Genomic DNA, 12,230 nt, shown 5'->3' on the forward strand with positions numbered 1-12,230 from the left:
GGAAGGGCATATGGAGAAAGTAGCAGTTATTGGAGCAGGGAGCTGGGGAACAGCCTTAAGTATTGTCCTTGCTGATAATGATCATGAAGTACGATTATGGACACACCGTATTGAGCAAGCTGAAGCAATAAATAACCTGCATCGTAATGAAAAGTATCTCAAGAATGTAGAGATACCTAAACAAATTAGAGCATATCACGATCTAAGCGAAGCAGTGGATGGAGTATCGGCAGTAATTGTAGTGGTTCCTACCAAAGCAATTCGCGATGTTTGTAAGCAGCTGCAAGCTGTCTTAAAACAAAAAGTTACCATCATCCATGCAACTAAAGGGATAGAACCTGTAACACTTAAACGCGTTTCACAGCTAATAGCTGAAGAAATGGAACAATACACGGAAGAAGAAATTGTTGTACTATCTGGACCTAGTCATGCTGAAGAAGTAGCATTAAGGCAACCAACTACGGTAACAGTGTCTTCAAAGGATGCCAAAAATGCCTCATACGCGCAAGATTTATTTATCAATGATGCGTTTCGTGTATATACGAGCCCAGATATACTTGGAATTGAACTAGGTGGCGCTTTAAAAAATATTATCGCGCTTGGAGCAGGGATTTCAGATGGCCTTGGTTATGGAGATAATGCTAAAGCTGCTCTCATAACGAGAGGATTAGCTGAAATTGCCAGACTAGGAACTTCCCTTGGTGCAAATCCATTAAGTTTCTTAGGTTTACCTGGAGTCGGCGACTTAATTGTGACTTGCACGAGTGTCCATAGTAGAAACTGGCGTGCCGGGAACCTATTGGGCAAAGGTTATAAGCTTGATGATGTTTTAGAACAAATGGGGATGGCCGTCGAAGGAGTTAGGACGGTTAAGGCTGCCTATCAATTTGCTGAAGAACAAGATGTGGAAATGCCAATTACAAAAGGCATATACCAAATTCTTTTTGAAGAAGAGAACCCTAAAAAGGTTGTCGAGCAACTGATGAGTAGAACGAAGCGAGAAGAAATGGACGACCTAGCTGCGCTCTTAAATGAGCGATATACCCAATAACACGGATTATACCTCCTTGCATATACTATGTTGAATAACACATGCAAGGAGGAGAATAGGTGAATAACTTTCAAAAAGGTCTGTTTGATAAGATACAGAAGAATGCAAATGTGAAGCCAGAGGATGTATATAAAGTTGCTGATTCTGTGAAGAATGCTGATTTTTCCAATGAGCAAACGGTGAGACAACTGGTTCGTCATTTGGCCAAGTTAGCTAATAAATCTATACCAAAAGAAAAAGAAGACAAAATAGTTGAGTCTATTACAAAGAACAATGTTCCAATGGATATGCAATCATTAAACAAACTTTTTAAAAAGTAGTAGGAGTATAGGCAATTGAGGATACCGTAATGCTTCCAGCTGCATACACTAAATCGCACAAGCATTCACAATAGAGCTGTAGCGGACATTATTTAGTCATTCCGGGATAAGGCTAGCCCTCTTAATCCCGGTTTTTTCATTTTAAATTTTGTTCCTAAGTGTGCCCATAGACGAGTCATATCACCTTGGCTCACAATGGCGACACTTTACGCTTTTCTTTATAAAAAACACAATTTTATGTTTGGTTTGATTACTCTATGGTATAATACTCCATGCATGAAATTGTTAAGAGAACGCATACAGGAGTGAAGAAAATTGTCTTTATCAATGCTTAAGATGTATATATCATTCGCTGGCATGATATTTTTATTTCTTGCTATAGGGCTCATTCTGCTAAGTCGCTATAAGCTTAAAGGAGTATTAGCCGTGATTGTGTCAATTCTTGCATACATATTTTTAATTTCAGGTGGACTTATTATCTTTTATATTGTATTCAGTGGACCAACAGGATAGTACATAGGGAGGATTAATATGAAACACAACTACATACTTGTTTTCACTATGGTTTGTATACTTGCCGTATTAAGCGGTTGCTTATATCCCCAAGGAGAACTTGCAAAGAACCAGCCCCCTAATGAAGCACAACTAGAGATGGTTCAGAGCGCGGTGGAGCAGTATAGAGAAACGAAGCAGGGTTTGGTTCCAATTAAAACAAAGGACAATGATACTCCTTTATTTCAAAAATACTTGGTTGATTTTTCCTTATTAAAGGAAAATAACATTCTACAAGAAATACCAGGTACTGCTTATGAAAATGGGGGACTTTACCAATATACATTGATTACTCCCGAGGAAGATCCTCGGGTAAAATTAATTGATTTACGCATTACAGAGCAAATTAGAAGTGTGAATGTCAAATTAGATATATATCGGAACGAACATATATATCCACCTTTTAAAAAGGAAATAGAAGAAGGTATATTTACAATTGATTATGAGAAATTAGGGTTTGAAAACCCACCACATGTTGTTAGTCCATACTCCCAAGAAAATCTTCCTATAATTATGGATGTAGATGGAAATCTTTATGTAGATTATCGTATTGATCTTCTTAATGCATTAGAGGACTATGAGCACACATACCAGGACGGGGATGACATACGCTTTCTGCTTGCAGAGAACACACCATTCGTCCCTGCGTACTCGTTACCCTATACTGTCCGTCAAGGAGAACCAGTATTTATGAATGACAAATAAATATCATAAACATGCCCTTGTAACATATATTGTTGCAAGGGTTTATTTGTATACCGCCATACATTTGGATGCGAAGGGAATGAGTAATAATACTTTTACACATATTTAAGTCATATTTTGATAGGACAACATCATAGACTTGTAATGTCAATTAATCGCAGTCTGTACGTAAACAAATGCAAGGAGATCGGGAGGGGATCTTTTGGAAAGAGTTGATATTTTTAAAGATATTTCAAAACGGACAAATGGAGATATTTACCTTGGTATAGTAGGTGCAGTCCGGACGGGAAAATCGACGTTTATTAAGAAATTCATGGAGCTGGTTGTACTTCCTAGCATTGAGGATGACACAGACCGTGCCCGTGCGCTTGACGAACTGCCACAAAGTGCTGCTGGAAAAACAATTATGACAACAGAGCCTAAATTTATTCCAAATCAAGCAGTATCCATTAATGTGGAAGAAGGATTAGATGTAAATGTAAGACTAGTTGATTGTGTAGGTTATGCTGTACAGGGCGCCAAAGGATATGAAGATGAGAATGGTCCAAGAATGATCAATACTCCGTGGTATGAAGAACCTATTCCATTTCATGATGCTGCAGAAATTGGAACAAGAAAAGTAATTCAGGAGCATTCGACTATAGGTGTTGTTGTTACAACAGATGGTTCAATTGGCGAAATACCAAGAAGTGATTATATCGATGCTGAAGCAAAAGTAGTGGATGAATTAAAAGAAGTGGGCAAACCATTTATCATGGTTGTAAACTCGGTTAAGCCAACTAGCCAGGAAACAGAACTGCTTAGGCAGGATCTGGCAGAGAAGTATGATATACCAGTGCTAGCCATGAGTGTTGAATCTATGACAGAGCATGACGTATACAATGTCCTTAGAGAATCATTGTATGAGTTCCCAGTACTAGAGGTTAATGTAAACCTTCCAAGCTGGGTTATGGTATTAAACGAAAAACATTGGTTACGAAAAAATTACCAAGAAGCGATACAGGAAACAGTTAAAAACATAAAGCGTTTAAGAGATGTAGACCAAATAGTCGGTGAATTTAGGGACTATGAATATATTGATAAAGCTAACCTGGCGGGTATGGAGATGGGAGAAGGAGTAGCAGAGATTGATCTACATGCCCCTGACTATCTTTACGATAATATTCTCAAAGAAATTGTTGGAGAAGAGATTCGTGGAAAAGACCATTTACTTCAGTTAATGCAAGATTTTGCGCATGCGAAGAGAGAATTTGACCAAGTGTCCGGTGCTCTAAAAATGGTAAAACAGACTGGCTATGGTATTGCAGCGCCATCCCTTGAAGACATGATATTAGATGAACCAGAGATAATTCGTCAAGGGTCACGATTCGGCGTCCGTTTAAAGGCTGTTGCTCCATCCATTCATATGATTAAAGTAGAGGTTGAATCGGAGTTTGCGCCAATTATTGGTACAGAAAAGCAAAGCGAGGAGCTAGTTCGTTACCTAATGCAGGATTTTGAGGAAGACCCATTATCCATTTGGGAATCTGATATATTTGGCAGATCATTAAGTTCTATCGTGCGGGAAGGAATTCAAGCAAAAATTGCTCTCATGCCTGAGAATGCAAGATACAAATTAAAAGATACACTGGAAAGAATTATTAACGAAGGTTCTGGTGGATTAATAGCAATTATCCTTTAGCAGCTAATTTTAGCTGCTTTTTGTTTGTTTCTAAAAAGATAATTTGATTAGATAATTTATCATTTTTCACTCTGTTCAAGATATTTTCTCTGCAACGGCAGGAATTCTAATTTTCATGTCGTATATGTATAATAAGCTTTAAAGCCAGAGTTTCGCAGCAAATCAGACAAGTTATTAAAATAGATTAATTTGGTAAAAATTAGGAGTTTCTTTGGATATATTTTACTTTTTTTAAATAAAAACATAGAAATTCAGCACTAATTGTTGAATTTTGCAGCGAACTCGGTTAATATAAGCCTTGTCATCAAAAGAAAGTGATGGCTTTAAGTATAAAAACAGGCAGATTGGTAAACAAATGATGATAGTTTCTTTTTGTGAGCTAATCTCGATTGAAAAGATTTGGGAGGAGGTGAATGTCATGAACAAAACAGACTTAATTAATGCTGTAGCAGAAAAAAGCGATCTTTCTAAGAAAGATGCAACCAAAGCAGTTGATGCAGTTTTCGAATCTGTCATGGATTCACTAAAAGACGGTGAAAAAGTACAACTAATCGGATTCGGTAACTTTGAGGTACGTGAACGTTCAGCTCGTAAAGGGCGTAACCCACAAACTGGAGAAGAGATTGAAATCCCTGCAAGTAAAGTTCCTGCTTTCAAACCAGGAAAAGCCCTTAAAGATAGTGTAAAATAATTTTACATAGGGCTAAGGGAGAGGATACGCTTAGGCGTATCCTTTTTTTCTTTCACATTAGGAAAGTATAAAATTTTAGCTAGGAAGCAATTACGATGTAGTAAAAATTTTGATGTTCCAAGTATAAGAAAAACGTATACATTCGCTATAAGACGAGCGAATGGGAGTTTTTCTAAAATTTATCTTTCTATACTTAATAGCTAGTACCTGGATGTTTGACATTACAGGATAGATGGTAGATTATTTTAATGAGAATGCTAAGGAGGAATAAATATGGATGATTCAACAGCTAAATCAGACTTTTTCGTTATAAAGGCTTTGGAAGATGGTGTCAGCGTGATTGGATTGACTAGAGGGACAGATACTAGATTCCATCATTCCGAAAAGCTTGATAGAAATGAAGTGATGATTGCCCAGTTTACGGAGCATACTTCTGCGGTAAAAGTTAGAGGCAAGGCAATCATACAAACTAGCCATGGCGAGATTGAAAATACATAATGATAAGGCTTTGTCGGACTGTTTGATTATCGGTATCACTTAATTTATGCTATAATAACGAAAGCGTTAGTGAAACAATGAAAGGGCTATGGTGATATTTTGATGACTGCAAGATTGGACATTTACCACCTAAAAGAGCTAATCCGCGAAAAAATGAGACATGCTTACTTATATAAACATATTGAGAAGCCTATATTAGATCAAGGTAAGCTTATCCTTTTAACTGAGATAATAGATGAGACATCCTTGTCTACTTCACAAAAAGAAAGCTACATTATTACAGCTATGCTCGTTCAGGTGGCTCTTGATACGCATGAAAAGGTTCCTGCGACTAGTAAGGTGGATGAAGACAAAGGAAAAAAAGTAGCTGGACAGCTAAATGTATTAGCTGGAGATTATTACAGTGGCCTTTATTATTTACTCTTATCCGAGATGAAAGAAATAGATCTTATACATAAATTGGCAAATGCCATTAAAGAAATAAACGAAAATAAAATGAAATTGTACTATAATGAGGCATCTACTTTTGAAGATTACCTCAACATTTTAACGAACATAGAATCATTACTTATTACAAGTGTTGCAAACTATGTTGATAACAATGCCTACGAAAGTATTTACAGGGAATGGATTTTAACGAACCGTTTACTGCGAGAGAAGCAGAACTATTTACAACATGGTAATTCACTATTGATTGATGCAGGAATTCATTATACAGATAAAGGAAACAAGGAAGACGTTCTTGCTATAGTAAACGAGAAAATTGGTGGAAGCCTTCAAAAGCTTTCTCTTTTTATGGAAAACAATTCAAATAAGGAGACAATACTTGGACAAGCAATCCAAGAACTCCTAAAAGAAAACAGCACGTTAGCGGAAGAAGGATAGATACATGAAGCCACAACAATCTAAAGAAGAACGAGTACACCATGTGTTCGAAAAGATTTATGGGAAATACGACAAAATGAATTCCATTATTTCCTTTCAGCGTCATAAATCGTGGCGAAAAGATGTCATGCGCCGAATGAATATGGCAGAAGGCTCACAAGTTCTTGACGTTTGCAGTGGAACAGGTGATTGGGCAATATCTTCAGCAGCTATTGTGGGCCCAAGTGGAAAGGTTATCGGACTAGACTTTAGTGAAAATATGTTATCGATTGCCAAAGAAAAGAAAGAAGATCTTCAATTAACCCAGCTTGAATTACTTCATGGGAATGCTATGGAGCTTCCTTTCGAGGATAATTCGTTTGATTATGTGACGATAGGCTTTGGCTTGCGCAATGTTCCTGATTATGTAACGGTGCTAAAAGAGATGTATAGGGTAGTTAAGCCAGGTGGTAAAGTAGTATGCTTAGAAACTTCTCAGCCGTCATTAGTAGGATTTCGCCAACTATACTATCTTTATTTCCGATTTATAATGCCATTGCTTGGTAGAATGATGGCAAAGAGCTATAAAGAATATGCCTGGTTGCATGAGTCAGCAAAGGACTTTCCGGATAAAGAAAAATTAGAACAATTATTTCACCAAGCAGGTTTTTCCCGTGTAGAAGTCAAAAGCTATACTGGTGGAGTAGCTGCCATGCATATGGGGCACAAATAAAGCAATCTTTTATGGATTAATAAATTTATACTTTTTAAGTGAAGTTAAAGGTGACACACATGAAGCTAGCAAGAGTTTATAGTTTTTTAAAAAGAGATTTAGACATAATAGAGGAATCCCTTAATGAAGTATTTCAAGCAGAGCATCCTATACTGCATGCTGCCTCAACGGAGCTTCTTAAAGCAGGTGGTAAAAGGATAAGACCTGTTTTTGTGATACTATCAGGACAACTGGGAAGATATCAGCCAGACCGCGTCAAAACAGTTGCTGTATCGCTTGAACTCATTCATATGGCTACATTAGTCCACGATGATGTTATTGATGATGCATCGTTAAGAAGGGGTCAGCCAACTATCCGGGAACTTTATGGCAATAGGGTTGCTATGTATACAGGGGATTATATATTAGCTAGAGCACTTGAAGAAATAACCCAGATTGAAGATACTCCTGTTCATCAGCTTCTTTCACGAACAATCGTGGAAGTTTGTGTTGGAGAGATTGAACAAATAAAAGACAAATATAATTGGGACCAAGGACTTCGCGATTATTTGCGTCGTATTAAACGTAAGACGGCTCTGCTTATTGCTACAAGTTGTCAATTAGGGGCTTTGGTTTCTGATTTAACAGAAGCACAAGCTAACAATCTTTATAAATACGGCTATTATATTGGAATGTCCTACCAAATTATTGATGATATATTAGATTTCACCTCAACGGAAAAAGAATTGGGTAAGCCGTCAGGTAGTGATCTATTACAGGGGAATATAACATTGCCTGTACTATACGCAATGAAAGATAAAAAATTTGCTTCTGTTTTAAAAAGTGCAATCCAAGCCAACGATACTTTAGACGAAGAGCAGCTTGGTAAGATTTTGTATGCTTTAAAAAATACCGATGCCATCGAGCAATCGTATCAACTTAGTGAACTATATCTGCAAAAAGCCTTAAAAGCTTTGGAAGAACTGCCGGAAGGGCGCGCAAAGCACACACTAGAAAACATTGCTAAATATATCGGGAAAAGACGCTCTTGATAAATCTATTGTTATTTTTCAAAAAATTTGATAGAATTTTTACGGTAGTCTATTAAGCCTATACATATTTGAGGGGTGAAAGCATGGAGAAAACTTTTTTAATGGTAAAACCCGATGGTGTACAGCGTAACTTAATTGGCGAGATCGTAAACCGTTTTGAGAGAAAAGGTTTTAAACTCGTTGGTGCAAAGCTAATGGTAATTTCAGAGGATCTAGCAAAGAATCATTATGCTGAGCATAAGGAAAGACCTTTCTTCGGGGAATTGGTTGAATTTATCACCTCTGGCCCTGTATTTGCAATGGTTTGGGAAGGGCAGGATGTTATCCCAACTGCAAGAGAAATGATGGGGAAAACGAACCCTCTTGAAGCAGCGCCAGGGACAATACGCGGTGACTTCGGTGTGACAGTTGGTAAAAATGTTATTCATGGTTCTGATTCACCAGAAAGCGCTGAAAGAGAAATCGCGTTGTTCTTCAATGAAAGCGAAACCACTACTTACGAAAAACAGGATAGTGCTTGGATTTATTAAGCAGTTTAGCAAAAGCCTCCGTTTTAAATGCGGAGGTTTTTCATTTATAAAAAATTAAGCTAGTGAAAGAGGAATGAACATGATTGACGAATACGTTGGATTTACCGCAAATATAAAATCGAAACTTGGGATTGACCTTAATTTATATAAAGAGGCACAAATGAAAAGAAGACTTACCTCTTTACGAAATAAAAGAGGCTACTCTAATTTCAAATCATATTTCGAAGCATTAAATCAAGAAGATTCATTATTAAGTGAGTTCATAGATAGAATTACAATTAATGTATCTGAATTTTATCGCAATCCAAAGCGTTGGTTAGTATTAGAAAAGGAAATTTTCCCATTGTTGCTAAAAAACACACCTAAGTTATCTATTTGGAGTGCTGCGTGCTCTACAGGTGAGGAACCTTATAGTCTAGCAATTCTTTTAAATGAATATTTTCCCGAGACAAATTTTCAAATAACCGCAACTGATATTGATCAAAACGCCTTAGAAAAAGCGAAGCAGGGAATTTACAGTGAGCAGTCCTTAAAAGAATTACCTGCTAAACTAAAAGAAAAATATTTTAGTGAACATCATGGCCTTTATACGGTAAAACCTATTCTTAAAGAAAAGATCATATTTAAGCAGCACAATTTACTAGCTGATAGTTATCCCAAAAACATGGACCTGATCGTATGTAGAAATGTCCTAATTTATTTTACTGACACTGCAAAGGAAACCATTTATCATAATTTCAGCGCATCACTTAAAAATGGAGGATTTCTGTTTGTCGGTAGCACGGAACAGATTTTTAGTCCAGCTACCTACAAGATGAGTTTAAAGGATACTTTCTTCTATGAGAAACGATAAGATGGACTGTTTTATACATAAATTGAGCATTTCATGATTTTTTTTACCACAATTCTGTAAGATATGTTATAGTAGTTAGAAAAATCTTAAAGGAGTATGAATATGCGCTATTTAACTGCAGGAGAATCCCACGGAAAACAATTAACTACCATTATTGAAAACGTCCCGGCTGGAATGCCATTACAGAAAGAAAACATTAATGAATCCTTACTACGTAGACAGAAAGGACATGGGCGTGGTAAAAGAATGCAGATTGAAAAAGACCTTGTGGAAATTACGAGCGGAGTTAGACATGGCTACACTTTAGGATCACCGCTATCTCTCGTTATACATAATGATGATTTTAAACACTGGGTAGATATTATGGGTGATGACCCAATTGATGAAGATACAAAAATCAGAAGAGTCATAACAAGGCCAAGACCAGGTCATGCAGATTTAAACGGTGCTTTAAAATATGGACATCGCGACATTCGTAATGTATTGGAAAGATCGTCTGCACGTGAAACTGCTGCTAGGGTGGCAGCCGGAGCTGTAGCAAAAACATTACTTAGACAACTAGGTATAGAGGTAGCTTCCTATGTTAGGGAGATTGCAGGAATTGAAGCAGAGGAAAAGCCAGAATTAACTATGCAGGAAAGACAAAATACTGCTGAAGAATCCCCAGTTAGGGTTCTAGATAAAGAAGTAGAACAGCCTATGATGGATGCAATTGATCAGGCAAAGAAAGAAGGAGACTCGATCGGTGGCGTGGTAGAAGTCTACGTAGAAGGAATGCCTGCTGGTGTGGGTTCCTATGTACATTTTGATAGAAAGCTTGATAGCCGGATTGCAGGCGCTGTTGTCAGTATTAATGCATTTAAAGGAGTGGAGTTTGGCTTAGGATTTGAAGCAGCCCGCCGAAATGGCAGTAAGGTACATGACGAGATAGCCTGGGACGAAACTTCTGGATATTACCGTAAAACTAACCGTCTAGGAGGCTTTGAAGGTGGGATGACTACAGGAATGCCGCTTGTGATAAAAGGGGTTATGAAACCAATCCCAACTCTTATGAAAAAGCCTCTTCAAAGTGTTGATATTGAGTCAAAAGAGCCTTTCAAAGCAACGGTAGAGCGATCAGATGCTTGTGCGGTGCCCGCAGCTGCTGTGGTTATGGAACACGTTGTAGCGTTTGAATTAGCTAATGCTTTAACAGAACAATTTACCAGTGATCAATTTTCTCAACTGAAAAAGGCAGTGGAGGAATATAGAGATGAAATCAGGTGTTTTTAATGGAGGAAATCGTAATCAAATCAAGTATGCACGATTACACCATTATTATGGGAGAAGGAATACGATCCCAGCTCAGTAAATTTCTTAGCAAAGACTATTCTTCCATCTTAATTGTGACAGATGAAAATGTTGGTGAATTATTCTTAGAAGATGTTTTAGCAGGATTAGATAGCGAACACATTTTTCACACAAGTATTAACGCTGGAGAACAATCGAAAGACATTGCGACATTCTATAAGTTGCAAACCGTTGCTTTAGAATGCGGATTAGATAGAAATTCTTTAATAGTAGCGCTTGGAGGTGGAGTAGTAGGCGATTTAGCAGGGTTTGTTGCGGCCACCTTTATGCGTGGTGTCGATTATATACAGATGCCAACAACAATTCTAGCACATGATAGTAGTGTTGGAGGTAAGGTTGCCATTAACCATGAATACGGAAAAAATCTCATCGGCAGCTTTTATCCTCCTACAGCAGTCATATATGACGTGGAAACATTATCTACACTTCCTACAAAAGAAGTTCGTTCAGGATACGCAGAGTTAGTCAAAGAAGCCTTGATTACGGATCAGGTTACTTTAGCCAATGTTTTAAATGCAGATCTAAATAATCTCATTCCTAGCAAACTCAGCATCGATTTAAAAGCAGGAATTTTGAAGAAAGCAGCTATTGTGCAACAGGACGAGAAAGAAGCTGGAGTTCGTAAATATCTAAATCTCGGTCATACACTTGGGCACGCCCTGGAGTCTTATCATGGATACGGTAAGTTAACTCATGGTGAGGCGGTTGCAATCGGTACATTATTCTCACTACATATTAGTGAGGACCTTTTTAATACGAATCTTCCATATAAGGAAATATACGATTGGATGAAGGTAAATGACTATCCACTTCATGCAAAGTTACTTTCCGATACAGAAGCATTAATTAAAAAAATGAAAGCAGACAAAAAGACAGTAGATAACAATATACAAATGGTACTCCTAGAGACTACAGGAAAACCTGTGAATAGAATTGTTTCTGACGAAGCATTACAAAACTATTTACATTCATTTTCAAAAAGGTTGGTGGAAGTATGACTCGTGGTATAAGAGGGGCAACGACTGTAGTTCAAAATGAAGCAACTACCATAATAGAAGAAACACGTAGACTTATAGAAGAAATGGTTACAGCTAATAACATTGCACCAGAAGATATTTCCCATGTGTTTATCTCTGTTACACAAGATTTAAATGCAACCTTTCCAGCCAAAGGTTTGCGTGAATTGCCAGGTTACACGTATGTTCCTGTAATGTGTATGTCAGAAATAGACGTGCCAGGTAGTCTGACAAACTGTATCCGAGTTATGATGGTCGCCAATATAAAAACTGACCAGTCTAGAATTAACCACATCTTTCACAATGAAGCAATAAAGCTACGTCCTGATTTAACAGAGAAAGGCGGTTTGTGATT

Annotated in this window: 15 protein-coding genes; all 15 read left to right on the forward strand. The window is 37.5% G+C overall.

Annotation, left to right across the window (positions count from 1 at the left end):
* Positions 1 to 10: 10 nt before the first annotated feature.
* Positions 11 to 1,051, forward strand: a complete 1,041-nt coding sequence (locus ACTWPF_RS09875) for an NAD(P)H-dependent glycerol-3-phosphate dehydrogenase (RefSeq protein ID WP_106896819.1) — start codon at positions 11 to 13, stop codon at positions 1,049 to 1,051.
* Between the two features lie 59 nt (positions 1,052 to 1,110).
* Entirely contained in the window at positions 1,111 to 1,371 is a 261-nt protein-coding gene (locus ACTWPF_RS09880; protein ID WP_036572804.1) for a stage VI sporulation protein F, read from the forward strand.
* A gap of 315 nt (positions 1,372 to 1,686) precedes the next feature.
* Positions 1,687 to 1,884 carry a DUF2768 domain-containing protein gene (locus ACTWPF_RS09885; protein WP_106896818.1) on the forward strand — a complete coding sequence of 66 codons (198 nt, stop codon included), beginning with the start codon at positions 1,687 to 1,689 and terminating at the stop codon, positions 1,882 to 1,884.
* A gap of 18 nt (positions 1,885 to 1,902) precedes the next feature.
* Entirely contained in the window at positions 1,903 to 2,628 is a 726-nt protein-coding gene (locus ACTWPF_RS09890) for a hypothetical protein (protein ID WP_443149079.1), read from the forward strand.
* A 202-nt stretch (positions 2,629 to 2,830) separates the two neighbouring features.
* On the forward strand, positions 2,831 to 4,309 hold the full coding sequence (gene spoIVA, locus ACTWPF_RS09895) for a stage IV sporulation protein A (protein ID WP_106896816.1): 1,479 nt from the start codon (positions 2,831 to 2,833) through the stop codon (positions 4,307 to 4,309).
* Positions 4,310 to 4,727: 418 nt separating this feature from the next.
* Positions 4,728 to 5,000, forward strand: a complete 273-nt coding sequence (locus ACTWPF_RS09900; RefSeq protein WP_036572809.1) for an HU family DNA-binding protein — start codon at positions 4,728 to 4,730, stop codon at positions 4,998 to 5,000.
* A gap of 273 nt (positions 5,001 to 5,273) precedes the next feature.
* Positions 5,274 to 5,498, forward strand: coding sequence for a trp RNA-binding attenuation protein MtrB (gene mtrB, locus ACTWPF_RS09905; protein ID WP_036572810.1), 225 nt, complete (start codon positions 5,274 to 5,276; stop codon positions 5,496 to 5,498).
* A 102-nt stretch (positions 5,499 to 5,600) separates the two neighbouring features.
* Positions 5,601 to 6,383 (forward strand): heptaprenyl diphosphate synthase component 1, encoded by a 783-nt coding sequence (locus ACTWPF_RS09910; RefSeq protein WP_238018970.1) that lies wholly within the window; start codon positions 5,601 to 5,603, stop codon positions 6,381 to 6,383.
* A gap of 4 nt (positions 6,384 to 6,387) precedes the next feature.
* Positions 6,388 to 7,095: a demethylmenaquinone methyltransferase gene (menG, locus tag ACTWPF_RS09915; RefSeq protein WP_238018972.1), complete on the forward strand. Its 708-nt coding sequence runs from the start codon at positions 6,388 to 6,390 to the stop codon at positions 7,093 to 7,095.
* 59 nt (positions 7,096 to 7,154) lie between these two features.
* Positions 7,155 to 8,126 (forward strand): heptaprenyl diphosphate synthase component II, encoded by a 972-nt coding sequence (gene hepT, locus ACTWPF_RS09920; RefSeq protein ID WP_443149080.1) that lies wholly within the window; start codon positions 7,155 to 7,157, stop codon positions 8,124 to 8,126.
* Between the two features lie 83 nt (positions 8,127 to 8,209).
* Positions 8,210 to 8,656 (forward strand): nucleoside-diphosphate kinase, encoded by a 447-nt coding sequence (ndk, locus tag ACTWPF_RS09925; RefSeq protein ID WP_106896811.1) that lies wholly within the window; start codon positions 8,210 to 8,212, stop codon positions 8,654 to 8,656.
* Between the two features lie 79 nt (positions 8,657 to 8,735).
* Positions 8,736 to 9,509 carry a CheR family methyltransferase gene (locus ACTWPF_RS09930; protein WP_238018978.1) on the forward strand — a complete coding sequence of 258 codons (774 nt, stop codon included), beginning with the start codon at positions 8,736 to 8,738 and terminating at the stop codon, positions 9,507 to 9,509.
* 102 nt (positions 9,510 to 9,611) lie between these two features.
* Positions 9,612 to 10,781: a chorismate synthase gene (gene aroC, locus ACTWPF_RS09935; RefSeq protein ID WP_106896809.1), complete on the forward strand. Its 1,170-nt coding sequence runs from the start codon at positions 9,612 to 9,614 to the stop codon at positions 10,779 to 10,781.
* Positions 10,781 to 11,857 (forward strand): 3-dehydroquinate synthase, encoded by a 1,077-nt coding sequence (aroB, locus tag ACTWPF_RS09940; protein ID WP_106896808.1) that lies wholly within the window; start codon positions 10,781 to 10,783, stop codon positions 11,855 to 11,857. Before aroC ends, aroB begins: the two co-directional genes overlap by 1 nt.
* A complete protein-coding gene (gene aroH, locus ACTWPF_RS09945; RefSeq protein ID WP_036572818.1) occupies positions 11,854 to 12,228 on the forward strand; it encodes a chorismate mutase in 375 nt (124 codons plus the stop codon). Before aroB ends, aroH begins: the two co-directional genes overlap by 4 nt.
* The last annotated feature ends 2 nt before the right edge of the window (positions 12,229 to 12,230 follow it).

It is taken from the genome of Oceanobacillus sp. M65 (assembly GCF_052246275.1).
Taxonomy (GTDB): Bacteria; Bacillota; Bacilli; order Bacillales; family Amphibacillaceae; genus Oceanobacillus_B; species Oceanobacillus_B jordanicus.

What these genes read in the sequence shown, in the direction of transcription:
- ACTWPF_RS09875 (WP_106896819.1), top strand. Translation starts at nt 11, where the DNA reads ATGGAGAAAGTAGCAGTTATTGGAGCAGGGAGCTGGGGAACAGCCTTA.
- ACTWPF_RS09890 (WP_443149079.1), top strand. Translation starts at nt 1,903, where the DNA reads ATGAAACACAACTACATACTTGTTTTCACTATGGTTTGTATACTTGCC.
- ACTWPF_RS09900 (WP_036572809.1), top strand. Translation starts at nt 4,728, where the DNA reads ATGAACAAAACAGACTTAATTAATGCTGTAGCAGAAAAAAGCGATCTT.
- mtrB (WP_036572810.1), top strand. Translation starts at nt 5,274, where the DNA reads ATGGATGATTCAACAGCTAAATCAGACTTTTTCGTTATAAAGGCTTTG.
- ACTWPF_RS09910 (WP_238018970.1), top strand. Translation starts at nt 5,601, where the DNA reads ATGACTGCAAGATTGGACATTTACCACCTAAAAGAGCTAATCCGCGAA.
- menG (WP_238018972.1), top strand. Translation starts at nt 6,388, where the DNA reads ATGAAGCCACAACAATCTAAAGAAGAACGAGTACACCATGTGTTCGAA.
- hepT (WP_443149080.1), top strand. Translation starts at nt 7,155, where the DNA reads ATGAAGCTAGCAAGAGTTTATAGTTTTTTAAAAAGAGATTTAGACATA.
- ndk (WP_106896811.1), top strand. Translation starts at nt 8,210, where the DNA reads ATGGAGAAAACTTTTTTAATGGTAAAACCCGATGGTGTACAGCGTAAC.
- ACTWPF_RS09930 (WP_238018978.1), top strand. Translation starts at nt 8,736, where the DNA reads ATGATTGACGAATACGTTGGATTTACCGCAAATATAAAATCGAAACTT.
- aroC (WP_106896809.1), top strand. Translation starts at nt 9,612, where the DNA reads ATGCGCTATTTAACTGCAGGAGAATCCCACGGAAAACAATTAACTACC.
- aroB (WP_106896808.1), top strand. Translation starts at nt 10,781, where the DNA reads ATGGAGGAAATCGTAATCAAATCAAGTATGCACGATTACACCATTATT.
- aroH (WP_036572818.1), top strand. Translation starts at nt 11,854, where the DNA reads ATGACTCGTGGTATAAGAGGGGCAACGACTGTAGTTCAAAATGAAGCA.